At 34.8% G+C, this 22,876-nt stretch carries 37 protein-coding genes; 2 read left to right on the top strand and 35 right to left on the bottom strand.

Annotated features, from left to right (window positions below; genetic code table 11):
- Positions 1-63: 63 nt before the first annotated feature.
- Both CHB72_RS11165 and CHB72_RS11160 read right to left on the bottom strand, forming a co-directional pair.
- Entirely contained in the window at positions 64-2,487 is a 2,424-nt protein-coding gene (locus CHB72_RS11165) for a PAS domain-containing sensor histidine kinase (protein WP_176431321.1), read from the bottom strand.
- A gap of 241 nt (positions 2,488-2,728) precedes the next feature.
- Positions 2,729-3,487, bottom strand: a complete 759-nt coding sequence (locus CHB72_RS11160) for a divergent polysaccharide deacetylase family protein (RefSeq protein WP_242975102.1) — start codon at positions 3,485-3,487, stop codon at positions 2,729-2,731.
- Positions 3,488-3,784: 297 nt separating this feature from the next.
- Between CHB72_RS11160 and CHB72_RS11155 the strand changes: the two genes are divergently transcribed.
- Positions 3,785-4,156 (top strand): phage holin family protein, encoded by a 372-nt coding sequence (locus CHB72_RS11155; RefSeq protein WP_089282952.1) that lies wholly within the window; start codon positions 3,785-3,787, stop codon positions 4,154-4,156.
- Positions 4,157-4,298: 142 nt separating this feature from the next.
- Here the strand turns inward: CHB72_RS11155 and cwlD are convergent, their stop codons facing one another.
- Complete coding sequence (gene cwlD, locus CHB72_RS11150) at positions 4,299-5,015, bottom strand: N-acetylmuramoyl-L-alanine amidase CwlD (RefSeq protein ID WP_089282951.1); 717 nt, start codon at positions 5,013-5,015, stop codon at positions 4,299-4,301.
- 308 nt (positions 5,016-5,323) lie between these two features.
- On the opposite strand from cwlD, the gene CHB72_RS11145 reads away from it, so the two are divergent.
- Positions 5,324-5,551, top strand: a complete 228-nt coding sequence (locus CHB72_RS11145) for a hypothetical protein (protein ID WP_089282950.1) — start codon at positions 5,324-5,326, stop codon at positions 5,549-5,551.
- Positions 5,552-5,684: 133 nt separating this feature from the next.
- On the opposite strand, the gene rpsI is transcribed toward CHB72_RS11145, so the two are convergent.
- From rpsI to rplV, 32 genes are all read right to left on the bottom strand, one after another.
- A complete protein-coding gene (gene rpsI, locus CHB72_RS11140) occupies positions 5,685-6,077 on the bottom strand; it encodes a 30S ribosomal protein S9 (protein WP_089282949.1) in 393 nt (130 codons plus the stop codon).
- A 31-nt stretch (positions 6,078-6,108) separates the two neighbouring features.
- Complete coding sequence (gene rplM, locus CHB72_RS11135) at positions 6,109-6,537, bottom strand: 50S ribosomal protein L13 (protein ID WP_089282948.1); 429 nt, start codon at positions 6,535-6,537, stop codon at positions 6,109-6,111.
- Positions 6,538-6,674: 137 nt separating this feature from the next.
- A complete protein-coding gene (gene truA / locus CHB72_RS11130; protein WP_089282947.1) occupies positions 6,675-7,421 on the bottom strand; it encodes a tRNA pseudouridine(38-40) synthase TruA in 747 nt (248 codons plus the stop codon).
- A 20-nt stretch (positions 7,422-7,441) separates the two neighbouring features.
- Positions 7,442-8,239: an energy-coupling factor transporter transmembrane component T family protein gene (locus tag CHB72_RS11125; RefSeq protein WP_089282946.1), complete on the bottom strand. Its 798-nt coding sequence runs from the start codon at positions 8,237-8,239 to the stop codon at positions 7,442-7,444.
- A complete protein-coding gene (locus tag CHB72_RS11120; RefSeq protein WP_089282945.1) occupies positions 8,232-9,095 on the bottom strand; it encodes an energy-coupling factor transporter ATPase in 864 nt (287 codons plus the stop codon). Before CHB72_RS11120 ends, CHB72_RS11125 begins: the two co-directional genes overlap by 8 nt.
- A complete protein-coding gene (locus CHB72_RS11115) occupies positions 9,080-9,916 on the bottom strand; it encodes an energy-coupling factor transporter ATPase (RefSeq protein WP_089282944.1) in 837 nt (278 codons plus the stop codon). Before CHB72_RS11115 ends, CHB72_RS11120 begins: the two co-directional genes overlap by 16 nt.
- Before the next feature lie 435 nt (positions 9,917-10,351).
- A complete protein-coding gene (gene rplQ, locus CHB72_RS11110) occupies positions 10,352-10,693 on the bottom strand; it encodes a 50S ribosomal protein L17 (protein WP_089282943.1) in 342 nt (113 codons plus the stop codon).
- 22 nt (positions 10,694-10,715) lie between these two features.
- Positions 10,716-11,663: a DNA-directed RNA polymerase subunit alpha gene (locus tag CHB72_RS11105; protein WP_089282942.1), complete on the bottom strand. Its 948-nt coding sequence runs from the start codon at positions 11,661-11,663 to the stop codon at positions 10,716-10,718.
- Positions 11,664-11,725: 62 nt separating this feature from the next.
- Positions 11,726-12,349 carry a 30S ribosomal protein S4 gene (gene rpsD / locus CHB72_RS11100; protein WP_089282941.1) on the bottom strand — a complete coding sequence of 208 codons (624 nt, stop codon included), beginning with the start codon at positions 12,347-12,349 and terminating at the stop codon, positions 11,726-11,728.
- Positions 12,350-12,379: 30 nt separating this feature from the next.
- Positions 12,380-12,781: a 30S ribosomal protein S11 gene (rpsK, locus tag CHB72_RS11095; protein WP_089282940.1), complete on the bottom strand. Its 402-nt coding sequence runs from the start codon at positions 12,779-12,781 to the stop codon at positions 12,380-12,382.
- A 19-nt stretch (positions 12,782-12,800) separates the two neighbouring features.
- Positions 12,801-13,175, bottom strand: coding sequence for a 30S ribosomal protein S13 (gene rpsM / locus CHB72_RS11090; RefSeq protein WP_089282939.1), 375 nt, complete (start codon positions 13,173-13,175; stop codon positions 12,801-12,803).
- Positions 13,176-13,372: 197 nt separating this feature from the next.
- The gene (gene rpmJ, locus CHB72_RS11085; RefSeq protein WP_008516283.1) at positions 13,373-13,486 is read right to left on the bottom strand and encodes a 50S ribosomal protein L36; all 114 of its coding nucleotides are present in this window, start codon (positions 13,484-13,486) and stop codon (positions 13,373-13,375) included.
- Positions 13,487-13,540: 54 nt separating this feature from the next.
- Positions 13,541-13,759 carry a translation initiation factor IF-1 gene (gene infA / locus CHB72_RS11080; protein ID WP_089282938.1) on the bottom strand — a complete coding sequence of 73 codons (219 nt, stop codon included), beginning with the start codon at positions 13,757-13,759 and terminating at the stop codon, positions 13,541-13,543.
- Between the two features lie 26 nt (positions 13,760-13,785).
- Entirely contained in the window at positions 13,786-14,064 is a 279-nt protein-coding gene (locus tag CHB72_RS11075; protein ID WP_089282937.1) for a KOW domain-containing RNA-binding protein, read from the bottom strand.
- A gap of 27 nt (positions 14,065-14,091) precedes the next feature.
- Positions 14,092-14,835 carry a type I methionyl aminopeptidase gene (map, locus tag CHB72_RS11070; protein WP_089282936.1) on the bottom strand — a complete coding sequence of 248 codons (744 nt, stop codon included), beginning with the start codon at positions 14,833-14,835 and terminating at the stop codon, positions 14,092-14,094.
- Positions 14,835-15,485 (bottom strand): adenylate kinase, encoded by a 651-nt coding sequence (locus CHB72_RS11065; protein WP_089282935.1) that lies wholly within the window; start codon positions 15,483-15,485, stop codon positions 14,835-14,837. Before CHB72_RS11065 ends, map begins: the two co-directional genes overlap by 1 nt.
- A gap of 72 nt (positions 15,486-15,557) precedes the next feature.
- Positions 15,558-16,832, bottom strand: coding sequence for a preprotein translocase subunit SecY (gene secY / locus CHB72_RS11060; protein WP_089282934.1), 1,275 nt, complete (start codon positions 16,830-16,832; stop codon positions 15,558-15,560).
- A gap of 1 nt (position 16,833) precedes the next feature.
- Entirely contained in the window at positions 16,834-17,277 is a 444-nt protein-coding gene (gene rplO, locus CHB72_RS11055) for a 50S ribosomal protein L15 (RefSeq protein ID WP_089282933.1), read from the bottom strand.
- 16 nt (positions 17,278-17,293) lie between these two features.
- The gene (gene rpmD, locus CHB72_RS11050) at positions 17,294-17,473 is read right to left on the bottom strand and encodes a 50S ribosomal protein L30 (protein WP_089282932.1); all 180 of its coding nucleotides are present in this window, start codon (positions 17,471-17,473) and stop codon (positions 17,294-17,296) included.
- Between the two features lie 13 nt (positions 17,474-17,486).
- Entirely contained in the window at positions 17,487-17,993 is a 507-nt protein-coding gene (rpsE, locus tag CHB72_RS11045; RefSeq protein WP_089282931.1) for a 30S ribosomal protein S5, read from the bottom strand.
- Between the two features lie 18 nt (positions 17,994-18,011).
- Positions 18,012-18,380, bottom strand: a complete 369-nt coding sequence (gene rplR, locus CHB72_RS11040) for a 50S ribosomal protein L18 (protein WP_089282930.1) — start codon at positions 18,378-18,380, stop codon at positions 18,012-18,014.
- 19 nt (positions 18,381-18,399) lie between these two features.
- Positions 18,400-18,939 carry a 50S ribosomal protein L6 gene (rplF, locus tag CHB72_RS11035; protein WP_089282929.1) on the bottom strand — a complete coding sequence of 180 codons (540 nt, stop codon included), beginning with the start codon at positions 18,937-18,939 and terminating at the stop codon, positions 18,400-18,402.
- A 28-nt stretch (positions 18,940-18,967) separates the two neighbouring features.
- Positions 18,968-19,366: a 30S ribosomal protein S8 gene (gene rpsH, locus CHB72_RS11030; protein ID WP_089282928.1), complete on the bottom strand. Its 399-nt coding sequence runs from the start codon at positions 19,364-19,366 to the stop codon at positions 18,968-18,970.
- A gap of 22 nt (positions 19,367-19,388) precedes the next feature.
- Entirely contained in the window at positions 19,389-19,574 is a 186-nt protein-coding gene (locus CHB72_RS11025) for a type Z 30S ribosomal protein S14 (protein ID WP_089282927.1), read from the bottom strand.
- A 17-nt stretch (positions 19,575-19,591) separates the two neighbouring features.
- Positions 19,592-20,131: a 50S ribosomal protein L5 gene (gene rplE, locus CHB72_RS11020; protein WP_089282926.1), complete on the bottom strand. Its 540-nt coding sequence runs from the start codon at positions 20,129-20,131 to the stop codon at positions 19,592-19,594.
- Positions 20,132-20,157: 26 nt separating this feature from the next.
- Complete coding sequence (gene rplX / locus CHB72_RS11015) at positions 20,158-20,469, bottom strand: 50S ribosomal protein L24 (RefSeq protein ID WP_089282925.1); 312 nt, start codon at positions 20,467-20,469, stop codon at positions 20,158-20,160.
- 17 nt (positions 20,470-20,486) lie between these two features.
- Positions 20,487-20,855 (bottom strand): 50S ribosomal protein L14, encoded by a 369-nt coding sequence (gene rplN / locus CHB72_RS11010; protein ID WP_089282924.1) that lies wholly within the window; start codon positions 20,853-20,855, stop codon positions 20,487-20,489.
- A gap of 26 nt (positions 20,856-20,881) precedes the next feature.
- Positions 20,882-21,136: a 30S ribosomal protein S17 gene (gene rpsQ / locus CHB72_RS11005; RefSeq protein ID WP_089282923.1), complete on the bottom strand. Its 255-nt coding sequence runs from the start codon at positions 21,134-21,136 to the stop codon at positions 20,882-20,884.
- 44 nt (positions 21,137-21,180) lie between these two features.
- Positions 21,181-21,375, bottom strand: a complete 195-nt coding sequence (rpmC, locus tag CHB72_RS11000; RefSeq protein WP_089282922.1) for a 50S ribosomal protein L29 — start codon at positions 21,373-21,375, stop codon at positions 21,181-21,183.
- On the bottom strand, positions 21,365-21,808 hold the full coding sequence (gene rplP / locus CHB72_RS10995; RefSeq protein WP_089282921.1) for a 50S ribosomal protein L16: 444 nt from the start codon (positions 21,806-21,808) through the stop codon (positions 21,365-21,367). Before rplP ends, rpmC begins: the two co-directional genes overlap by 11 nt.
- Positions 21,809-21,840: 32 nt before the next feature.
- Positions 21,841-22,524, bottom strand: a complete 684-nt coding sequence (rpsC, locus tag CHB72_RS10990) for a 30S ribosomal protein S3 (RefSeq protein WP_089282920.1) — start codon at positions 22,522-22,524, stop codon at positions 21,841-21,843.
- Between the two features lie 19 nt (positions 22,525-22,543).
- A complete protein-coding gene (rplV, locus tag CHB72_RS10985; RefSeq protein WP_089282919.1) occupies positions 22,544-22,876 on the bottom strand; it encodes a 50S ribosomal protein L22 in 333 nt (110 codons plus the stop codon).

Below are 22,876 nucleotides of genomic sequence, written 5' to 3'. Positions count from 1 at the left end.
ACAGAAGGTTCTCATCTACCGTGATATAGGTCACGGAGTTTTGTGATTATAATCATGTCTTCACTAATTATTAGAATATATATCTGAGAATTCAATGTTCATTCGATCTATTTTAAAATCATGAAAATCCGGTAGTATGTCTTTATTTTCTTCATTGGATAATGTTCTTATTGGTAATTCAACGATGAATTTACTACCCTTTCCTAGCTGGCTTTTTACACTTATGTTACCTCCTTGCATTTCTACAAGAGACTTTACAAGAGAAAGTCCTATTCCGCTTCCCTCATGATTTCTAGTAAGCGATTTATCTACTTGAATAAATCTATCAAAAATTGTATCTATTTTGTTTCTGGGTATGCCTATTCCAGTATCTTTTACGGATATAACAACCCTATTTTCCTTTTCATAAATGCTTACCTTGATTTCCCCATTAGGTTTCATAAATTTTATTGCGTTTGAAAGTAGGTTCAACATAATTCTTTCTATCTTATCAGGATCACAGGCAATTATTTTCGAGGGAATAGCTGATGTAAAAGTGAGTTGTATATTCTTTGCCTTAGCATACTCAGCAACAGATATTGCTATGTTATTAATAATATGTACAATGTCATGATTTTGTAGCTGTATCTGTAAAAATCCAGAATCTATCTTGGTTATATCAATAATATTATTTACCAGCCTTAGTAGCCTATAACAATTTTGTTTCATTCTTTTTATATGTTTATTTACATTGTTTAGATATTCCTTAGATAAATCTTTGTTTAAGGAAAGCTCCAATAATTGTACAGTACCAAAAATAACGTTGATAGGCGTCCTAATCTCATGAGATATATTAGCAAAAAATTCGGTTTTTAATTTATCATAAGCAATTGTTTCATCTAATAGTCGTTGTGCTTCCTTGCGTTCAGTTATGTCCCTCACCACAATAATAGGATTGACCTGTTGATTAAATAAAAGCCTAGTACCAGTTACCTCTACAAAAGCTATGCTTCCATCTTGTCTTATAAATTTTGCTTCTGTCAAAGGAATAGCTTGGTTTTGATGATAGGTTTTCTTAATGGCTTCTGCTAAGTTCCTATAATCATCTGGATGGAAAAAATCATTAATATTTTTATCTATTAATTCTTTATTACTATTGGCACCTAATAGTTTTACTGCTGCTAAATTACTAAACTGAATTTTATTATTATGAATAATAAATACAGCATCAGGCAAAAAGGTTAAAAGTTTTTGATTCTTTTTCTCTAACATTTTTCTTTCTGAAATATCACGTGCAATTGATAAACAATATTCTTTATTAAATAGACTAAAATGATGAGAATTAATTTCTAATGGTATTTTTTTTCTATCCTTACTTATAGCTGTTGTTTCAAAGGTAATTGTTCCCTTTTCTAATGCTTGTTTTGCTATTTGTGGAATTTTTTTTCGTTTTTCTGGTGCATCAGTTTGATTGGGATCCATTTTTAATAATTCTTCCCTACTATATCCGAGTTTCTTACATGCGACATCATTGACTTCAACATAGGGTCCAGCTATTCTATCGGATGTAAGCTCATTCAAGAAAATCAAATCACTGGCATTATTAAATACCGCCTTGAATTTTGCCTCACTTTCTATTAAATCTCTTATTACCTTGTTTTTTTCTGTAATATCAAAAATAATCTCATATAGATACTCTTTTTTATTTATTGTAATAATACCACTATATACCTCGACATCCCGAAGTTCTCCGTTAGATAATCGATCCTTAAAAAAATAATGCTTTCCCTTATGTAGTAGGGTATTGTTTAATCTATTTAATATCCCTTGATGAGATGTAACACTAATATCCGTTACCTTCATTCTAGTAATTTCTTCTTTACTGTACCCATAAAAGCTACAGGCTGCAGGATTGGCATCCACTATATTTGCAGTCCTAGGGTCAATCAATAGCATAATTGCATGATTTTTTTGAAAGAAGCTGCGATACATATGAAGGTTATCCTGAAAGTTTAACTCTTTTTTTCTTTCTTCTGTTATATTCCTTAAAGAAACACTAATAATTTTTCTGTGTTCAATTGGTAATAATCTTAATTCTATTTCCGCAAGAAAAGTTTCTCCGTTTTTTCTACAGTAAAAGCCTTCAAAGTTGCTAATCCCTGTCTCTAATATTTCTTTAACGGTTTCTCCTTTCTTGTCAAATAAACCTCCCTTTTCCCACTGCTTTAAAACTAATAGCTTATCAACTTTTATTCCAGTTAATTCCTTCTTGGTATGATATCCTAACATATTGACAGCTGTATCATTACAATCTATGATGATTTTTTCCTCAATAAGAAGAATGGCATCTGGAAGTTTGTCAAATAACAGTTTGTACAACGTTGGGAGAGTTTCGTCAATTCTTCCTTTCTTACTATAGGTATCCATAACCTTGGGATTTTTAACTGTTTGTTTCAGTTCCTCTAACTCAGCGATTAACTCTTCCCTAGTCTTGCTTTCATAGCTCATTCCATTTTCCTCCATTATCACTTCTTTTTATTAATTAAATAATCATTTTAATACTATATTCGGCTTATTTTCTATAATTCCTACATGTTTTTGTATTTTTATGTAATATATGGTAATCTATATTATAAAAATCTAACAGAAGTTCAAGAAAAATTGGATCAATAAAAATATTATTTAAGTCTGCTAATTCAGTAAAAAATCCTTCTTTTCATGATACGCCATGATATAGAAGGACTTTTTGTTATTTATGATTAATTAACTGTGAAACGGGCACAATCTTTATCCCCATCTTTTCTAGGACTGGTATCATTTCTTTTATAGCTATTACTGTAATTTTTCCTCCTTCTGGCCCTACATGGCCTATTGCTATAGCTGAACCTTCCTTCAGTGCTACTTCACCCAAAAGCTTTAGCTGTTTCTTTATTGCTGGGATATTCTTTTCATTATCTAAAAAAATCGCTCTTTCTAAAATTGGTACTTCATGTTCTTCTGCAACCTCTCTTATTACTGAATACATACTGGTTTTACTATCCACAATATACATGCTCCTTTCCTTTAGGACTGTTACCACAGCTGCTATAATCCTTTTATCTTCAGTCGCTTTTGACCCCATATGATTATTTACGCCAACAGCATAGGGGACTTCCTCAATAGCTTCCCTTACAATTTCTTGTATCTGTTCTAAAGATAACCTAGTGGTAATTCCTTTTTCGCCTAGCCATTTAGGGTTTCCTATATGGGGCTCCATAGGTATGTGGATGATCACCTCATGCCCTCCATTGTGGGCTAATTCTGCATCCTGTTTTGAATAAGGCAAAAATGGTATTACAGCACAAGTTAAAGGCCGATTAATTTCTGTCATTTCTTTGGTGCCATTGCCAGCGTTGCCAAAATCGTCAATAATTATGGCTATTCTTCCTTTTACCTCCACGGGCTCTTTTGAAAACAACTTGTCTATAGCGGTGGCGGATCCCCCAATTACAGAAATATTTTTTTTCATTTGAAACCTTATTCCAATAAATAATAATACACTTATTAAAGAGCAAATAAGCAGATATAGCAACACTTTCTTATGAATAATTAAAAAAAATATTTTTTTTCTATATTTCATTTTTTTCTCCCTTCAATCTACAGTCTCCTATATGAAAAATTGCATATGAATAAAACCTAGTTTTATTGCAGAAGATATATTAAGAACAAAATCTTTTTGTTCATTGTAGTAATAGGTTTTGTTAGTTTTGCTCCATTAAATCAGCATCCTATTACACTATAAAAATTAATGAATGGAGGTATTAAAATGTCTGAAGAAAGAAATCCTAACCGTACCCAGGATTCACCTAGTTGGGGGAAACTAATTATAAGGTTTATTATATCTGCTATTGTCATAGCAGTAGCAGCTTTTATCACCCCAGGGTTTAGAATTGAGGGTTTATGGGGCGTTCTTTTTGCTGCTTTAGTCATCTCTATTGTAAACTATCTAATAGAGAGAGTCTTTAAAATCGATGCTTCCCCTTTTGGTAGAGGAATCATAGGCTTTATCGTAGCAGCAATTGTTATTTATATTAGTCAATTTATCGTTCCAGCTATGACAGTAACATTTCTTGGAGCAATTATAGGAGCTCTTGTTATCGGGATTATAGATATGATTATACCAGGCAAAACTATATAGAAATCAAAGGTATCCACATCTATAATTTTTATTTATCCACACTTCTATACTAACCATATACAGTTGTGGGTTTGCAGATAGTTGTGACATTTTTCTCTTTCGAGATTTATTCACATTATCCACATTTTTTATCCACAGCATTCTATGGTTTTTCAGAAAAGTATTTTTGTATCCCTACATAAATAGCCCAAGCTATTTTCTTTTGATAGTTCGAGGTTTTTAATAGCTTTTCTTCATTAGGATTAGATAAAAACCCACACTCCACCAGCACTGTGGGTATATCTAATCCTTTTATTACATAAACACCCTCCTTAGCTAAAGCAACCCGCTTATTGTTTTTATCTAAAGTATTAACCAATTCCGCTTGAATCTTTTCTGCCAATGGTTTTCCTATAGAATTATCTTTAGGATAAAAGGTTTGAGCCCCATAATATTGGGTTTGCTGAAAACTGTTAAGATGTATTGTGATGAAAATATCGCCCCCACTTTTTTGTACTATTTCCTTTCTCCTCCTTAAATCTTCATTTTTCTTTTGTCGCAGGCTTCCCCCAGAAGAATATAATCCTACATCTTCTGTCCTAGTCATTATGACAACAGCACCGCTCTGTTCCAAATACTCTCTTAAATATTCTGCTATCTCCAAATTTATATCCTTTTCCTTCACACCGTTCTTGCTCACCGCTCCAGGATCAACACCTCCATGACCTGGATCTAATACAATTACCTTTGTTAGACTAGGCATTAAGGTTGCTACTGCCCTATAGCGATAATTTTTGTAGATAGGTATAGAAATAGTTATTACAACCAATAATGCTAGTGTGATAAGTATCCACTTTCTTTTAACAATGATTAACTTCAATAAGAACTCCTCCTACTTCATCCTAATTATTCTTCGGGTCAGCCTATAAGATGTTCGCTTCTTAACACCGCATAGGTGAGATTTAGATGAAGCTACTCTCCATCTAATTGACTCAATATTTTGGCTTGCTTCATCAATTCACTAAATCATAGCTGTAAAAAATAGGGTAGATACTTAATGTATATGATATAAAATTACTATATACAATAATAATTTGCTAATTTTTATTTTCTTTTACTGTATTTTTATTTCTAAAGTAGGGAAAAAATAAAATGTGAAATCAACAACTAATAGAAAAGGAGAATTTTATGGAAAATTATAAAGACGTGGAAATTATATCTAAACAATTAAATGCCTTAAAACAAAATATCGATCAGTCTAAGGAACACTTGTCTGCCGTGGAAATGCTAATGGTAGATGACAACAATAGTCGGTTAAAGGATAAGAGACTCTTTGATGACTTTCAGCAATTAAATGCCAGCTTTGAATCCTTAATGAATAGTATTAAAGCATTAGAAAATAAACTAAATCATTAATTTTCACGATATTCGACAGATTATACCAGCATCTCTCTATTATTTCCCGGGAAAATGCTGGTTTTTGTTTTATTCTACCTCACAAAAAAGACTGTCCATTTTTGAAATGAACAGTCTTTTTGATAGAATATAATTATCTCTTTGAGAATTGTGGAGCACGTCTTGCAGCTTTTAAACCGTATTTCTTTCTTTCTTTAGCTCTTGCATCTCTTGTTAAGAACCCAGCTTTTTTCAAGATACCTCTTAATTCTTCATCTGCTTTTGTTAAGGCTCTTGAAATACCATGTCTTAAAGCACCAGCTTGGCCAGTGGAGCCACCGCCTTTTACAGTTGCAATAACATCAAATTTGCTCATAGTGTTTGTTAACTCTAATGGCCGTCTAACTTCTCTTTTCAAAGTTTCATAATTTAAATATTCTTCAATGTTACGTTTATTTATAGTAATATTTCCTTCGCCAGGAACTAATCTTACTCTAGCAATTGACTTTTTTCTTCTACCAGTTCCATAATACGCTACTTTTGCCATCAATTTTCTCCTCCTTTCGTACGCGATAAAATTAAATATCTAATATTTCTGGTTGTTGAGCTTGGTGATTGTGTTCTCCACCAGCATATACTTTTAATTTCTTAAGCATTTGTCTACCAAGTCTTGTTTTTGGAATCATGCCTTTTACTGCATGATAAACTAATTTCTCAGGTTTTTCAGCTAACATTCTTCTAAAACTAACTTGCTTTAATCCGCCTGGATGTCCTGTATGGTAAGTATAGAATGCTTGATCTAATTTCTTACCTGTCAATTCAACCTTCTCAGCGTTTAAGATAATTACAAAATCTCCTGTATCTACATGAGGTGTATATTCTGGTTTGTGTTTTCCCATTAAAATCTTAGCAACTTCTGTAGATAATCTACCTAAAGTTTTACCTTCAGCATCAACTACAAACCATTTGTTGTTTAATTCATTTGGTTTCGCCATGTATGATTTCATCGTTTTCCCTCCTTCAAAATCGCTAAAAATCTATTTGTTATCTCCGTAACATTTATCTCTTTCTTCATATATACATAAGACCCGGGGCTAGTGGATCCTTATTTATATACACACTCATATATTGTAATACAACCGCCCTAGCGTGTCAAGGGGTAAAATACTTTATCTAAAAATAATCCTTGGGCTGGTGCAAGATGTCCTGCCTTGTTTCTTCCCCCAGTTTCTAAGGCCTCCCTAGCTTTAGCTAAATCCCTTTTATTGCTGCCTATCTCCACTAAGGTTCCCACCATGATTCTTACCATATTATATAAAAACCCATTACCTTCAAAGGTTATCCATATACGATCCTTTTCCTTCTCTATTTTTATATCGTGTATGGTTCTATTCGTATTCTTTACGCTACTGCCACTACTCATGAAACCTTTAAAGTCATGAGTGCCAATAAAGATTGCTGCAGCCTTTTCTATCTTTTCCATATCTAAACTATAGGGGATATGATAACTATAATTTCTTAGTAGAGCACTTCTTTGAGGAAAATTATGAATTTGATAGGAGTAGGCCTTGCCTATAGCCCAATATCTTGCATGAAACTCCATTGGCATCTCATTGGCTTCCATAATAGCGATGTCCTGTGGTAAAAAGTGGTTAATAGCAACAGCAAAACGTTTTGTTGGAATGTTGGAGTTTGTATAAAAGTTTGCCACCTGTTCTCTAGCATGAACCTTTGCATCTGTCCTTCCAGAACCATGTAGATTTATGTTTTCTCCCGTAAGTCTTTTTATAGCTTTCATAATTTTTTCTTGAATAGTAATTCCATTAGGTTGTATCTGCCATCCATTGTAGTTTGTACCATCATATTCAATTTTAATCATAATGTTTCGCATAGAAATCACAATCCTATCTATTACATTGCTCTTGTGTAAAATAATATCCCTATAAATACCATAGTAATTCCACTGCTAATAAAATCTCGTTTCTCCATTTTCAAAGCCTTCATTCTTGTACGATGTTCTCCTCCACGATAGCATCTTGCCTCCATTGCCATTGCCAGTTCATCTGCTCTTCTAAAAGCACTGATAAACAGGGGAACCAATAAAGGTACTAAGCTTTTGGCACGATTGATAATATTTCCACTTTCAAAATCTGCACCTCTAGCTATTTGTGCCTTCATAATTTTGTCAGTTTCCTCTAAGAGAGTTGGAATAAAACGCAAAGCTATTGTCATCATCATAGCTAACTCGTGGGCTGGAAGACCAATTTTTTTAAAGGGATTCAATAAATGCTCTATACCATCTGTTAGCATGATAGGAGATGTCGTCAAGGTTAACAAAGAGGTTCCTATGACCAAAAGAATTAATCGCATTGCCATAAATACTGCTTGGTATACTCCTTCTCTTGTTACATTCACGGGTCCTATACTTAATAAAATTTCCCCGCTTGTCATGAATACATTGATTAAAAAAGTTATCATAATTAAAACATATAAGGGTTTTAATCCTTTAATCATATACTTAAAGGGAATCTTAGATATTGTAATGGCAGCAGCAATGAATGCAATTACAAATATATATCCGACAAATCTATTAATTATAAATAACCCTACAATCAGTGCAAATGTAATTAGAATTTTTGTTCTAGGGTCTAGTTTGTGAATAACTGAACCTGTAGGATAGTGTTGTCCTATTGTAATATCTTTAAGCATTTCCCTTACCTCTTATCCATTTTAATATTTCTTCCTTTGCCTCTTCTACAGTAAAGATATCTTCTCTTAAGTGAATCCCTAAATCCTTTAACTTATTTATAAGGTGGGTAATTTGAGGAATTCCTAATCCTATAGATTCTAATACATCTGATTGCTTGAAAATTTCTCCTGGTTCACCTGTCAAAGCTACCTTGCCGCGATGCATTACAATAATTCTATCAACAAGCTTTGCTATATCTTCCATGCTATGAGATACAAGTATAATTGTGTTTTTGTATTTTTCATGCAAATACTTAATCTGTTCTAATATTTCATCTCTTGCCCTAGGATCTAATCCTGCTGTTGGCTCATCTAAAACTAACACTTCTGGTTTCATAGCTAAAACTCCTGCAATAGCAACTCTTCTTCGTTGACCTCCACTAAGCTCAAAAGGAGACCTGTCCTTTAGGGTTTCATAGGGAAGCTTGACTAAATCCATAGCCTCTTTTATTCTTGCTTGGACTTCTGCCTCCTGCAATCCTAAATTAATGGGGCCAAAAGCTATATCCTTATATACAGTTTCCTCAAATAATTGATGTTCTGGATACTGAAAAACCAATCCCACCTTTTTTCTTACTTCTACCAGTTTTACAGAAGCATCAGTAATAGTAAAGTTGTTAACGACTATTTTCCCGCTAGTAGGCTTAATTAGTCCATTTAGATGCTGAGTAAGAGTTGATTTTCCCGATCCTGTATGACCTATTAGTCCGATAAATTCACCATCTTTGATCTCTAAACTAACATCGTCTAATGCCTTGGTTTCAAATGGGCTTTTAGGATTATAAATATAGGTTAAATTTTCTATTTTAATCGACATAATTCCATCACCATCTCATCTACAGTAAGTATATCTTTGGGTAATTCAACCCCATCCTTCAGTAACTCGTGAGCTAAATCTGTAACTTGAGGAACATCTAGCCCCAGCCCCTTTAGTTGCTCCACTTGAGAAAAAACTTCTCTTGGAGTACCCTCTAAAACAATTTTGCCATCCTCCATAACAATAACTCGATCTGCTTCAACTGCTTCTTCCATAAAGTGAGTGATATGGACGATTGTGATTTTTTCTTCTCGATTTAGCTTTTTTATCGTATTAATTACTTCTCTTCTTCCTGAAGGATCTAACATAGCAGTCGGTTCATCAAAAATAATACAATCTGGACGCATTGCAATCACCCCGGCGATAGCAATTCTCTGTTTTTGCCCTCCCGAAAGTAAATGAGGTGCTTTTTCACTGTATTCTACCATATCGACAATCCGTAGTGCTTCCCCCACCCTGTTACGAATTTCCTTTGGTTCAACCCCCAGATTTTCGGGGCCAAAGGCTACGTCTTCTTCAACAATCGTAGCCACTATTTGGTTGTCAGGGTTTTGAAATACCATACCAGCTGTTTGTCTTATGCTCCAAATATGTTCTTCATCCTTTGTATCCATTCCCTTTACTTTTACCCTTCCTTCGGTAGGCAGCAATAAAGCATTGATATGTTTAGCAAGAGTGGATTTACCTGAACCGTTGTGGCCTATAATCACCACAAATTCTCCTTTTTTCACCTGTATGTTAACATTATTTAAAGCAGTTATTTCCTCTTCATTATTTTTATATAAAAATACAACTTGCTCCACTTCTATCATTGGTTTCATAGAAATCTCCTTCTTACAACAGTATTCTCTTATGATAGACTATTATTTATCTCATTAAATTTATGATCATATAGATATGTGTTTATAAATTTTAATACACCAAGGACTATATTTGCAGTCCTTGGCTACAGTCTTGTGCCAAGGGCGAAGCCGTAACCCGTGTGTATTAAAATTTAAGTACAGAATCACGTATCTATATAGATACCCTTAGAAATAAATATTAAATAAATAGATCTATATATTTCTATTTTGCTAAATTACAAAATATATTATAACTTATTTTACTGCTATTAGCCATGATTTTATATATAAAATTATAATTCATCAGAAGATTTCAACCTCTATAACCCCTGTTTTTTATAGTCTAGGGAAGGTTGCTTTCCTAGACTATAAAAAACAGGGATCAAGCTTATAGACTTAATCCCTTTCCCTATATTACACTAATTCAAGAACCACCATTTCAGCAGCGTCCCCTCTTCTAGGTCCCACTCTGATAATTCTTGTATAACCACCATCTCTGTCTTGGTATTTTGCAGCTATATCAGTGAATAGATTTGTAACAACTGTTTCATCTGTTATAAATGCCAATGCTTGACGTCTAGCGTGTAAGTCTCCTCTTTTAGCTAGGGTAATCATCTTTTCTGCTAATCGTTTAGTCTCTTTAGCTCTTGTATCAGTGGTTTGAATACGACCACTTTTAATTAAGCTTGTTACTAAGTTTCTTAGCATCAAATCTCTATGACCACTTACACGTCCTAATTTTCTATATCCAGCCATAACTATCCCTCCTTACTACTAGTTACTCATCACTAGGTTTTAAGCCTAAGCCTAATTCAGCCAGCTTCTTTTGCACTTCTTCAAGAGATTTCTTCCCTAGATTTCTAACCTTCATCATATCTTCTTCTGATTTCATGGTAAGTTCCTGCACTGTATTGATTCCTGCTCTTTTTAGACAATTATAGGATCTAACAGAAAGATCTAATTCTTCAATTGTCATTTCTAGCATTTTTTCTTTTTTATCTTCTTCTTTATGAACCATGATTTCAACGTCATTTACATGTTCTGTCAATGTGATGAATAGGTTAAGGTGTTCATTCATTATTTTAGCAGCTAATGAAATAGCTTCATCTGGCTTAATGCTGCCATCAGTAAATACTTCTATAATCAACTTGTCGTAGTCTGTCATCTGACCTACTCTTGTATTACCAACGGAATAGCTTACTTTCTTTACAGGTGTAAAGATAGAATCAACAGGAATAACTCCTATTGGCATTCCAGCAGTCTTATTGTTTTCTGAAGAAATATACCCTCTTCCCTTAGATACATAAATTTCCATCATAAACTTTCCATCTGTATCTAATGTTGCAATGTGAAGATCTGGGTTAAGTATTTCTACATCTGCATCCGCTATAATATCTCCAGCAGTAACAACCCCTTCACCCTCCGCCTCAATTCTGATGGTTTTAGGGTCATCACCGTGTAATCTTATAGATAAGCTTTTTAAATTCAAAATAATTTCTGTTACATCTTCCTTTACTCCAGGAACAGTTGAAAATTCATGTAATACTCCATCAATCTTGATGGAAGTTACCGCTGCTCCTGGCAGGGAAGATAGCATAATTCTTCTTAGGGAATTGCCTAATGTTGTACCATAGCCCCTCTCAAGAGGTTCTACTACAAACTTGCCGTAGGAAAAGTCTTCACTTAATTCAACAACTTCTACTTTAGGTTTTTCCATTTCTATCATTATTAAACCCTCCTTTTAATATCTTCTCTACTATATTGAGGGTAACTGATTCTAATCATTTATTATCTAGAGTATAACTCAATTATTAGATTTTCTGCTATTGGTAGGTCTATATCTTCTCTTGAAGGCAGTGAAACAATTTTTCCCTCTAATTTTTCTACATCAACACTTACCCATTGTGGTACAGTTCCTTTGAAGGTTTCTTTCACTTCTTTAAATTTAGGAGAATTTTGAGAAGTTTCCACAACTCCAATAACATCTCCCACTTTTACAATATAAGAAGGAACATCTACCTTTCTACCATTAATGGTGAAGTGACCGTGTACTACTAATTGTCTTGCTTCTGGTCTTGAAGTAGCAAAACCTAATCTATAGATTACATTATCTAATCTCGTTTCCAACAATCTTAAAAGATTGTCGCCTGTAATACCTGATTGCTTTTCTGCTATCTCAAAATATTTTCTAAATTGAGCTTCTAATACGCCATAAAATCTTTTTGCTTTTTGTTTTTCTCTTAATTGCATTCCATAGTTGGATAATTTTTTCCTACTTTGCCCGTGTTGTCCTGGAGCAAAGTTTCTTTTTGCAACACCACATTTATCTGTATAGCATCTCTCGCCTTTTAGGTATAGTTTCATACCTTCACGACGACATAATCTACATACGGCCTCTGTATATCTTGCCATTTTTGCACCTCCTAATCCTTTGATTCTATATTATACTCTTCTACGTTTTGGTGGTCTGCATCCATTATGAGGTACTGGAGTTACATCTTTAATCATAGTAACTTCAAGACCTGTTGCCTGTAATGAACGGATCGCAGCTTCTCTACCTGCTCCTGGTCCTTTAACAAATACTTCTACTGTTTTTAGTCCATGTTCCATAGCAGTTTTTGCTGCAGTTTCAGCAGCCATTTGTGCAGCAAAAGGTGTTGATTTTCTTGAACCTTTAAAGCCTAACTGTCCTGCACTAGCCCATGAGATTGTATTACCTTGTGTATCGGTTAAAGTAATAATAGAGTTGTTAAAAGTTGATTGAATGTGGGCTTGACCACGTTCTATATTTTTACGTTCTCTTCTTTTAGTACGAGTAGTTTTTCTTTTTGCTATTTTTGCCATTCTTTTCGTCCCTCCTTACCTACGCTTTTTTCTTCTTACGACCAACGGTTTTCTTAGGACCTTTTCGAGTACGAGCGTTTGTTTTTGTTTTTTGTCCTCTAACAGGTAAACCTTTGATATGACGAATACCTCTATAGCATCTAATTTCTTTTAATCTTTTAATATTTAAAGAAATTTCTCTTCTTAAATCCCCTTCAACCTGATAGGATTCGTCAATAGCTTTTCTTAAAGAATTGATTTCTTCCTCGGTTAAATCTTTAATTCTAGTGTCAGGGTTAACACCAGCAGTAGCTAGTATGTCATTGGATGTTTTTCTACCTATACCAAATATATAAGTTAAGCCAATTTCTACTCTTTTATCTCTTGGTAAGTCAACACCAGCAATTCTGGCCATAGTGATTTACACCTCCTAATTCTCTTGTTACATGGTTATTACTAACCAATCTTTTTACTTATAGTCAAGTTTGTTGTATGCAAAGTATATTATAATTTCTTCTTTAGGGATCAATCTAAGACTGATGCAGCCGCCCTACAGAATAAATTATCACAATGTTATATTATACTATAAATCTTGCAAAAATACTAGTATTATTAGCCTTGTTTTTGTTTGTGTTTAGGATTTTCGCAGATTACCATTACTTTACCTTTTCTTTTGATAATCTTACATTTTTCACAAATTGGTTTAACTGATGGTCTAACCTTCATTGTTATTCCTCCTTAAGCAATACACCTAAAAATTTACTTTATCTATATATTAAACTATTTTTTACGCCATGTTATTCTGCCACGGGTTAAGTCATAGGGTGATAATTCTACTGTAACTGTATCTCCTGGTAAAATTCTAATAAAATGCATCCTTAACTTACCTGATATATGCGCTAAAATCTCATGACCGTTTTCAAGTTGAACGATAAACATAGCATTTGGTAAAGCTTCCTTCACTGTACCTTCTACTTCAATCACATCTTGTTTGGACATGCGGCAATCAAACCTCCATTCTGAACCTAGGCATTTATACCTAACCTTTCAAGCTCTCTTCTTATAAAGGCATTGTTCATTTTCTTACTGCTTAAAACCCGTTCTCTAACCTCTTCAGATAGAATATTGAGCTTAACCAGATGTTTCATTTTCTTTTTTTTAGGTTTATCTATTTTTCTGATGTCGCCGTCTACAATTAGGACATATTCGTTATCAAGAATTTCTACTGCAATAAAGAATTTTTCCTTATCTCTACCTTGAGTAGATTTTACTACTTGACCTATACTTATATCGCTTTGTTCCACAAAATGTCACCTCATTTACCTGGATTACTATATTGTTAATATTTCAGGTTCTCCTTGTGTAATGGCGACGGTGTGTTCATAATGAGCAGAGTATTTCCCATCTAGTGTAATCACAGTCCAACCATCGGATAACACCTTCACTTCGTAGGTTCCAACGTTAATCATTGGTTCAATAGCTAAAACCATACCCGCCTGCAATCTTGGTCCCTTTCCTGGGGTACCGTAATTCGGCACTTGTGGTTCTTCATGCATTTTTGTACCAATACCATGACCAACATAGTTTCTTATTACAGAAAACTCTTCTTTTTCTACGTAAGTTTGAATAGCATGAGAAATGTCAGATAGTCGATACCCTTCATAGGCATACTTTATTCCTTCATAAAAGCTCTGTTTGGTAACATCAATTAACTTCTGAGCCTGCTCACTAATTTTGCCTACACCATGGGTTTTGGCAGCATCTCCGCAATATCCTTCGAAGAAAACACCAATATCTATACTAATAATATCGCCATCTTCAAGTCTTTTTAATCCAGGAATTCCATGAACCACTTCATGATTAATTGACGTACATATGCTGGCTGGAAAACCACCATATCCTTTAAACGCTGGAATACCACCTCTTTTTATTATATAAGCTTCTGCTAGCTCATCTAATTCCTTGGTTGTTATTCCTGGCTTAACTGCTTCCCTCAACAGTTCGTGAGTTTCCCCTACAATTTTTCCAGCTTTACGCATAATTTCAATTTCTTGACGAGATTTAATGTAGATCATTAGGATTCTCTCCTTAATACCTTTACAATCCTTTTAGAAACTTCCTCTATATCCTGCTCTCCATCAATCACAACTAATATGCCTCTTCCTTGATAGTATTGAATTAATGGTTGAGTTTCTGTTAAATATACTTCTATTCTTTTTGAAACGGTTGCTTCAGTATCATCTTCTCTTTGATATAACTTGCCGCCACATTGATCACAAATCTCTCCCTTTGAGGAGGGATTAAATTCTACATGAAAGGTAGCACCGCATTCTTTACAGATTCGTCTTCCCACTACTCTTTTTACAAGTTTATCTTTATCTACTTCAATATTTACAACCTTATCTAAAGAAACTCCCATAGTCTCCAATACATGGTCTAAAGCTTCAGCCTGAGGAACGGTTCGAGGAAATCCATCTAATAAAAACCCGTTTTTACAATCTTCTTGCTTTAATCGATCTTCTACTATAGCTACTACTAGCTCATCCGGCACCAAAAGTCCTTGGTCCATATAGCTTTTCGCTTGTTTGCCTAGCTCAGTGCCCTGCTTGATATTATATCTGAATATGTCCCCAGTTGAAATGTGCGGCACATGAAACTCATTTATAATAACTGCAGCCTGTGTGCCTTTACCAGCACCTGGTGGTCCTAGTAAAATTGTTCTCATTTTACCATCTCCCGGCATAGTATTTGATGATATCATGGGGAAAAATCCCCATGACAAATACCTATTTACTAGCTATTTTAAAAATCCTTGATAATGTCTCATTAACATCTGTGCTTCTACTTGTTTCATAGTTTCTAATGCTACCCCAACAACAATTAGTATGGCAGTACCACCGAAAGCAATAGGCATGCCTAATAAATTAAGAAATATTGTTGGTAATACAGCAATAAATGCTAAGAAAATTGCTCCAGCTAATGTTATTCTATTTAATACCTTTGTTAAATAGTCAGAAGTTGGTTTGCCAGGACGAATTCCTGGAATAAAGCCCCCATTTTTCTTCATATTTGTAGCTACTTCAACAGGATTAAAAGTAACCGCTGTATAGAAGTATGTGAAGAAAATAATTAGCAGTGCAGCAAGTATATTATAGATAAATATGCCTGGTCTTCCACCTGGGGATAACCATCTAGCCACAAATAATGCAAAGCCACTCGTTTCGCCAAAGAAATAAGCAATTGTTTGTGGGAAAGCCAATAGTGACATAGCAAAGATTACAGGAATAACTCCTGATTGATTTACTTTTAATGGAATATGAGAGCTTTGCCCGCCATACATTTTTCTACCTACAACTCTTTTTGCGTATTGTACCGGTATTTTTCTTGTACCCTCTTGAATGGCTACTACTCCTGCAATAATTGCAATTGCAATAACAACAAATGCAATGATAGCAAAAATAGAAACTTCTCCTTGTCTTGTTAATGCATAGGTTCTATATACACCGTCAGGGATTCTAGATACAATACCAGCAAAGATGATTAAGGAAATACCGTTTCCGATTCCTTTTTCTGTAATTTGCTCTCCTAACCACATTAAAAAGGCTGTACCTGCAGTTAGTGTTAATACAACAACAACGATACTGAAAGCATCCCTTGAAATCAATGCTCCTCTAAACAAACCAACACTAATTCCCGTTGCTTGGATTAAAGCAAGAATTACTGTTCCATATCTTGTATATTGAGCAATTTTCTTTCTGCCTTCTTCTCCTTCTTTTGCTAACTCTTCTAAGCTAGGTATAGCTATTGTTAAAAGCTGCATAATAATAGAAGCAGTAATGTAAGGTGTAATACTCAATGCAAAAATTGTCATATTTCCAAAAGCACCACCGGAAAACATATCAAACATTGCTAGTAATCCGGCATTTTCAACGATATTTCGAACATAATCAATATTTATACCTGGTACTGGTATAACAGAACCTAGTCTAAATACAAGCAGCATCATAAAGGTGTACAGTATTCTACTTCTCAAATCAGGGATTTTCCAAGCATTTTTCAGAGTAGATATCACCTTAGATCACCTCTACTTTTCCACCAGCGGCTTCAATTTTTTCAACAGCTGATTGTGTGAATTTTTGAGCTTTCACATTTAAGCTTTTTTCTAAATTGCCATTGCCTAGAATCTTTAAGCCGTCTTTTTCTATTTTTTTAATCATGCCTACTTCTTTAAGAAATTGTGCAGTAATCTCTGTTCCATTATCAAATTTATTTAAATCTTCAATGTTTACAACTGCAAATTGTTTTTTGAAGATATTTGTAAATCCACGCTTTGGAATACGTCTTACAAGAGGCATTTGGCCCCCTTCAAAACCTATTCTAACACCCCCGCCGCTACGGGAATTTTGACCATTACTACCTCTTCCTGCAGTTTTGCCAAGGCCGCTACCAGTACCTCTACCTTTTCTCTTTGTCTTTCTCACAGCACCTTCAGCAGGTCTAAGTTCATGTAACTTCATCTTTACACCTCCTTAATTATGCTTCTACAACTTCTACTAAGTGTTTAACTTTTTCAATCATACCTCGTACTTGTGCATTGTCTGGTTTTTCAACAGTTTGCCCAACCTTTGTTAAGCCTAAAGCTTCTACTGTTTTTCTTTGTTTTGGTAAAGAACCAATTACACTTTTTGCTAATTTAATATTTAAGTTTGCCATAGTGTTTTTCCTCCTAACCTAAGAGTTCTTCTATGGATTTGCCTCTTAGTCTAGCTACATCCTCTGCTCTTTTTAAATTTCTTAAGCCATCCATTGTAGCATTTACCATATTTCTAGAGTTATTTGTTCCTAAAGATTTCGCTCTTACATCCTTCACACCTGCTAACTCTAATACCGCACGAACTGGTCCGCCAGCAATAATACCTGTACCTTCTCTTGCAGGCATAATTAATACATTACCAGCGCCAAAATGTCCAATTACTTCATGAGGAATTGTTGTCTTCACAATCGGAACTTTGATTAGGTTTTTCTTAGCATCTTGGATGCCTTTTCTGATAGCATCTGGAATCTCCATTGCTTTACCACTACCTACTCCAACATGTCCGTTTTCGTCTCCAACTACTACCAAAGCAGCAAATCTGAAGTTTCTACCACCCTTTACAACCTTGGTAACACGTCTTATGTCAACAACTTGTTCCTTTAAATCAAGTTGACTACCGTCTATACGCTTGCCTAGCATGTATTTCCCTCCTTCTTATTAAAAGTCAAGTCCGGCTTCTCTTGCACCTTCTGCCAATGCTTTCACTCTTCCGTGATAAATGTATCCACCACGGTCAAATGTTACAGATTTTATGCCTTTTTCTAAAGCTCTCTTAGCAACTAATTCTCCAACTAGTTTAGCAGCATCTTTGTTGCCTGTAGCTTGACCTTCGCCTTTGATTTCTTTATCTAAAGTAGAAGCAGCTGCTATTGTCTGCCCATTTTCATCGTTGATGATTTGAGCATACATATTAGTTAAGCTTCTATATACATTTAATCTTGGACGTTCAGCTGTTCCAGAAACTTTGCTCCGAACTCTGAAGTGTCTTTTCTGTCTTGTAAGGTTTTTGCTTACCTTCTTGAACACCGTGTTTCACTCCTTTCTATTACTTACCAGTCTTACCTTCCTTACGTCTTACGATTTCATCTGAGTATCTAATACCCTTTCCTTTATAAGGTTCAGGTTTTCTTAGTTCACGAATTTTCGCTGCGTAATTTCCTACTTTTTGTTTGTCGATTCCTTTAACAAGGATTTCAGTTTGAGAAGGTACTTCTGTTGTTACACCTTCTGGATCCACCATTTCTACTGGGTGAGAAAAACCTAGGTTTAGTACCAGCTTGTTTCCTTGTTTATTTGCTTTATATCCAACACCAATTAATTGCAGTTTCTTTTCGTATCCTTTAACTACTCCATCAACCATATTGGAAATAAGTGTTCTTGATAAACCGTGTAAAGATTTGTGTTTTTTGTTATCTGTTGGTCTTTCAACAACAAGCAAAGTTTCTTCCTTTTTAATAGCCATATCTCTATGAATTTGTTCTGATAAAGTTCCATTTGGACCTTTAACAGTTACAACATTATTTGCATCAATGTTTATTTCTACTCCTTGTGGTAACTCAATTGGCTTTACACCTATCCTTGACATATTTGCACCTCCTTTAAAGTTATTACAATTACCAGATGTAAGCAATAACCTCTCCGCCAACGCCTTCTTTTCTAGCAATTTTATCTGTAGTAATTCCTTTAGATGTAGAAATAATTGCTATTCCTAAGCCACCTAAAACTCTTGGAATTTCATCTTTTTTCGCATAAACTCTTAAACCTGGTTTGGAAATACGTTTAATACCCGTAATAACTTTTTCATTGTTCTTTCCAAACTTTAATTGCATTCTAATAATACCTTGTTTGCCGTCCTCAATCACGTCAAAACCTTTTACAAAACCTTCTTCTAAAAGAATATTTGCAATTTCCTTCTTCATATTAGAAGCTGGAATATCAACTGTTTCATGTTTAACTGCACTGGCATTTCTAATGCGAGTAAGCATATCTGCAATTGGATCTGTCATCGTCATAACCTATACCTCCTTCCCATTTTTACCAGCTTGCTTTTCTAACACCTGGTATTTGACCTTTGTAGGCTAATTCTCTAAAACAGATACGGCATATACCGAATTTTCTAAGATAAGCATGTGGTCTTCCACAAATTTTACATCTTGTATATTCTCTTGTCTTATATTTTTGTTTTCTTTCTTGCTTTACTTTTAGAGATTGTTTTGCCACTACGTTTACCTCCTTAATTATTTTACGAAAGGCATTCCCATTAATTTCAACAATTCACGACTCTCTTCATCTGTTTTGGCGGTGGTTACAAAGATAATATCCATTCCCCTTACTTTGTCTACTTTATCGTATTCTATTTCTGGGAATATTAATTGTTCTTTGATACCTAAAGCATAATTACCTCTGCCGTCAAAAGCTTTAGTGCTTACACCTCTAAAGTCTCTTACCCTTGGTAAAGCAATGTTTAATAATCTATCTACAAATTCGTACATCTTTTCGCCTCTTAATGTAACTTTGGCGCCTATAGACATACCCTCACGAACTTTAAAGTTAGAAACTGATTTCTTTGCCTTTGTGATCACAGGTTTTTGTCCCGCAATTGTAGCTAATTCCTTTACAGCTACTTCGATCCCCTTAGGGTTATCCTTTTCATCACCAAGTCCCATGTTAATCACAACTTTTTCTAGTTTAGGAATTTGCATTACGTTATCGTAACCAAACTTTTCCATCATCGCTGGTGCAACTTCATTTTTGAATTTATCTTTTAATCTAGCCATTACTAGACTTACCTCCCTTCTTAACCTTAGTCTAATACTTCGCCAGTCTTTTTACTTACTCTAACTTTTTCACCGTTTTGAAGAATTTGATATCCTACTCTAACACCTTGGTTAGCTTTTTTATCAAAAACCATCACATTCGATGCATTGATTGGGGCTTCTTGACGAATAATTCCACCCTGTTGCGTTCTAGGATTTGGCTTTTGGTGCTTTGTCACCATATTTACGCCTTCAACAATGACTCTATTTTCTTTAGGAAGTACTTGTAGCACTTTACCTTTTTTCGTTTTATCTTTTCCAGATATAACTACTACCGTGTCACCTTTCTTGATACGCATCCGTAACACCTCCTCGTTTATAATACTTCTGGAGCTAGGGAAACAATTTTCATAAATTCTTTGTCTCTTAATTCTCTAGCCACTGGTCCAAAGATACGTGTACCTACTGGTTGTTTATCATCTTTTATAACAACTGCTGCATTTTCATCAAAACGGATATAGAATCCATCTTTCCGTCTAACAGAAGCTTTTGTTCTAACTACAACTGCTTTTACGACTTGACCTTTTTTGACAACTCCGCCTGGTGTTGCACTTTTAACTGAACAGATGATTACGTCACCTATTCTGGCATATCTTCTTTTTGTTCCACCTAGTACACGGATACAAAGCAATTCCTTTGCACCTGAGTTGTCTGCAACTGCAAGCCTTGATTCCTGTTGAATCATAGGGATACCTCCTTTTTCATCCTATTCTATTGAACCTTCTCGATGATTTTTACAAGTCTCCATCTTTTGTCCTTAGACAATGGTCTGGTTTCCATAATTCTAACTTTATCGCCTGTTTGGCACTCATTCATTTCATCATGTGCCTTATATTTAGTGGTTCTTTTAACTGCTTTTCCGTATAAAGGATGACGAACAAAATCCTCTACTAAAACTACGATTGTTTTATCCATTTTATCGCTTACTACACGACCTGTTCTAATCTTTCTAGTTCCTCTTTCCACGAGTTTGGCCTCCCTTCCTACCTACATCATAATTCACTGTGAATTTATTTTCTGATTTCCCGTTCTCTAATGATGGTTTTGATTCTCGCAATATCCTTACGAACATTTCTGATTGTCAAAGGGTTTTCAAGCTGGCCTGTCGCTAATTGGAAACGCAAGTTAAATAATTCACTTTTTGAATCAGCTAATTTTTGATTTAATTCTACATCTGTCATATCTCTTAATGTATTAGCTTTCATCAGCTTCACCACCCTTTACTTCTAATTCTTGACGTGTTACAAATTTACATTTGATTGGTAATTTATGAATAGCTAATCTCATAGCTTCTCTTGCTTTTTCTTCTGATACTCCAGCTATTTCAAACATCACTCTACCTGGTTTAACTACAGCTACCCAAAACTCTGGTGAACCTTTACCAGCACCCATACGAGTTTCAGCAGGTTTCTTTGTTACAGGTTTATGAGGGAATATTTTAATCCAAACTTTACCCCCTCTTTTAATGGATCTTGTCATAGCAATACGAGCAGCTTCTATTTGATTAGAGGTAATCCATGCTGGTTCCATAGCCATAATTCCATATTCACCATAGGAAACTTTGTTTCCTCTAGTAGCTTCACCTGACATTTTACCTCTATGCACTCTACGGCGTTTTACTCTTTTAGGCATTAACATGCGCTATTCCTCCTTCCTTCAAGGCATAACTGTTACTTTTTCTCTGTATTTTCACTTACTTCCGCTTTATTCACAACTTTTCTTGCAGGTAATATCTCACCTTTATAAATCCAAACCTTTACACCTAGTTTTCCATAGGTTGTCATTGCTTCAGCAAAACCATAATCGATATCAGCTCTTAAGGTGTGTAATGGAACATTTCCTTGATTGTAACCTTCTGAACGTGCCATTTCTGCCCCACCAAGTCTTCCTGATGTCAATACTTTGATCCCTTTTGCACCAGAACGCATAGCTCTTTGCATAGCTTGTTTCATTGCTCTTCTAAAGGAAACCCTTCTTTCCAATGAGAAAGCAATATTTTCAGCTACTAATTGAGCGTCCGCTTCAGGTGTTTTTACTTCTACTACATTTACAGCAACTTGCTTCTTTGTTAGCTTTTCTAAATCTTTTTTTAATTCTTCAACACCTTGACCACCTTTGCCAATAACCATTCCTGGTTTAGCAGTATGGATATTTATCTTAACTCGGTTGTTGGCCGCTCTTTCAATTTCGATTCTAGAAATTCCAGAAACAAATAGTTTCTTTTTAACGAACTTACGGATTTTATGGTCTTCAACAAGTAGGTTCGAAAAATCTTTTTTGTTGGCATACCATTTGGTGTCCCAATCTTTGATGATACCTACTCTCAATCCGTGTGGACTCACCTTTTGACCCATTATTTTCCCTCCTTAAATCCTATTTTTCTTTTAACACAACACCAATATGACTTGTTCTCTTTCTAATCGTAGTAGCACGACCCATAGCTCTTGGTCTGAAACGTTTCATAGTAGGTCCTTGATCTGCGTAAATATCTGCTACATATAAATTATCTCTATCCATATTATAGTTGTTCTCAGCATTTGCTAAAGCTGATTTTACAACTTTTTCTACGATTGGAGCTGCTGCCTTAGGTGTGTATTTCAATATTGCTAAAGCTTCATCAACTTTTTTCCCTCTAACTAAATCTGCAACTAATTGAGCTTTTCTAGGAGCGATTCTAACAAATCTTGCGATTGCTTTTGCTTCCAT

Origin of the sequence: Anaerovirgula multivorans, assembly GCF_900188145.1 — a bacterium.
Lineage (GTDB): Bacteria > Bacillota > Clostridia > Peptostreptococcales > Natronincolaceae > Anaerovirgula > Anaerovirgula multivorans.
Note: the sequence above shows the minus strand (reverse complement) of the source record. Positions and strands in the feature narration are given on the sequence as shown.

Excerpts from the sequence above, each read along its gene's own strand:
- rpmC (WP_089282922.1), bottom strand. The coding sequence starts at position 21,375 with ATGAAAGCTAATACATTAAGAGATATGACAGATGTAGAATTAAATCAA.
- CHB72_RS11125 (WP_089282946.1), bottom strand. The coding sequence starts at position 8,239 with ATGCTTAAAGATATTACAATAGGACAACACTATCCTACAGGTTCAGTT.
- CHB72_RS11065 (WP_089282935.1), bottom strand. The coding sequence starts at position 15,485 with ATGAGAACAATTTTACTAGGACCACCAGGTGCTGGTAAAGGCACACAG.
- rplE (WP_089282926.1), bottom strand. The coding sequence starts at position 20,131 with ATGGCTAGATTAAAAGATAAATTCAAAAATGAAGTTGCACCAGCGATG.
- rpsE (WP_089282931.1), bottom strand. The coding sequence starts at position 17,993 with ATGCTAGGCAAGCGTATAGACGGTAGTCAACTTGATTTAAAGGAACAA.
- rpsC (WP_089282920.1), bottom strand. The coding sequence starts at position 22,524 with ATGGGTCAAAAGGTGAGTCCACACGGATTGAGAGTAGGTATCATCAAA.
- rplX (WP_089282925.1), bottom strand. The coding sequence starts at position 20,469 with ATGCGTATCAAGAAAGGTGACACGGTAGTAGTTATATCTGGAAAAGAT.
- rplO (WP_089282933.1), bottom strand. The coding sequence starts at position 17,277 with ATGAAGTTACATGAACTTAGACCTGCTGAAGGTGCTGTGAGAAAGACA.
- rpsH (WP_089282928.1), bottom strand. The coding sequence starts at position 19,366 with ATGACGATGACAGATCCAATTGCAGATATGCTTACTCGCATTAGAAAT.
- CHB72_RS11160 (WP_242975102.1), bottom strand. The coding sequence starts at position 3,487 with ATGAAAAAAAATATTTCTGTAATTGGGGGATCCGCCACCGCTATAGAC.
- infA (WP_089282938.1), bottom strand. The coding sequence starts at position 13,759 with ATGTCCAAACAAGATGTGATTGAAGTAGAAGGTACAGTGAAGGAAGCT.
- CHB72_RS11165 (WP_176431321.1), bottom strand. The coding sequence starts at position 2,487 with ATGAGCTATGAAAGCAAGACTAGGGAAGAGTTAATCGCTGAGTTAGAG.
- rplF (WP_089282929.1), bottom strand. The coding sequence starts at position 18,939 with ATGTCAAGGATAGGTGTAAAGCCAATTGAGTTACCACAAGGAGTAGAA.
- CHB72_RS11145 (WP_089282950.1), top strand. The coding sequence starts at position 5,324 with ATGGAAAATTATAAAGACGTGGAAATTATATCTAAACAATTAAATGCC.
- CHB72_RS11105 (WP_089282942.1), bottom strand. The coding sequence starts at position 11,663 with ATGATAGAAATGGAAAAACCTAAAGTAGAAGTTGTTGAATTAAGTGAA.
- rpsM (WP_089282939.1), bottom strand. The coding sequence starts at position 13,175 with ATGGCCAGAATTGCTGGTGTTGACTTACCAAGAGATAAAAGAGTAGAA.
- CHB72_RS11120 (WP_089282945.1), bottom strand. The coding sequence starts at position 9,095 with ATGTCGATTAAAATAGAAAATTTAACCTATATTTATAATCCTAAAAGC.
- rpmD (WP_089282932.1), bottom strand. The coding sequence starts at position 17,473 with ATGGCAAACTTAAATATTAAATTAGCAAAAAGTGTAATTGGTTCTTTA.
- CHB72_RS11155 (WP_089282952.1), top strand. The coding sequence starts at position 3,785 with ATGTCTGAAGAAAGAAATCCTAACCGTACCCAGGATTCACCTAGTTGG.
- rplN (WP_089282924.1), bottom strand. The coding sequence starts at position 20,855 with ATGATTCAACAGGAATCAAGGCTTGCAGTTGCAGACAACTCAGGTGCA.
- rpsD (WP_089282941.1), bottom strand. The coding sequence starts at position 12,349 with ATGGCAAGATATACAGAGGCCGTATGTAGATTATGTCGTCGTGAAGGT.
- map (WP_089282936.1), bottom strand. The coding sequence starts at position 14,835 with ATGATCTACATTAAATCTCGTCAAGAAATTGAAATTATGCGTAAAGCT.
- rplM (WP_089282948.1), bottom strand. The coding sequence starts at position 6,537 with ATGAAATCATACATGGCGAAACCAAATGAATTAAACAACAAATGGTTT.
- rpmJ (WP_008516283.1), bottom strand. The coding sequence starts at position 13,486 with ATGAAGGTTAGACCATCAGTTAAACCAATTTGTGAAAAATGTAAGATT.
- rplP (WP_089282921.1), bottom strand. The coding sequence starts at position 21,808 with ATGTTAATGCCTAAAAGAGTAAAACGCCGTAGAGTGCATAGAGGTAAA.
- truA (WP_089282947.1), bottom strand. The coding sequence starts at position 7,421 with ATGCGAAACATTATGATTAAAATTGAATATGATGGTACAAACTACAAT.
- rpsI (WP_089282949.1), bottom strand. The coding sequence starts at position 6,077 with ATGGCAAAAGTAGCGTATTATGGAACTGGTAGAAGAAAAAAGTCAATT.
- rplV (WP_089282919.1), bottom strand. The coding sequence starts at position 22,876 with ATGGAAGCAAAAGCAATCGCAAGATTTGTTAGAATCGCTCCTAGAAAA.
- rplQ (WP_089282943.1), bottom strand. The coding sequence starts at position 10,693 with ATGGCTGGATATAGAAAATTAGGACGTGTAAGTGGTCATAGAGATTTG.
- rpsK (WP_089282940.1), bottom strand. The coding sequence starts at position 12,781 with ATGGCAAAAATAGCAAAAAGAAAAACTACTCGTACTAAAAGAAGAGAA.
- CHB72_RS11115 (WP_089282944.1), bottom strand. The coding sequence starts at position 9,916 with ATGAAACCAATGATAGAAGTGGAGCAAGTTGTATTTTTATATAAAAAT.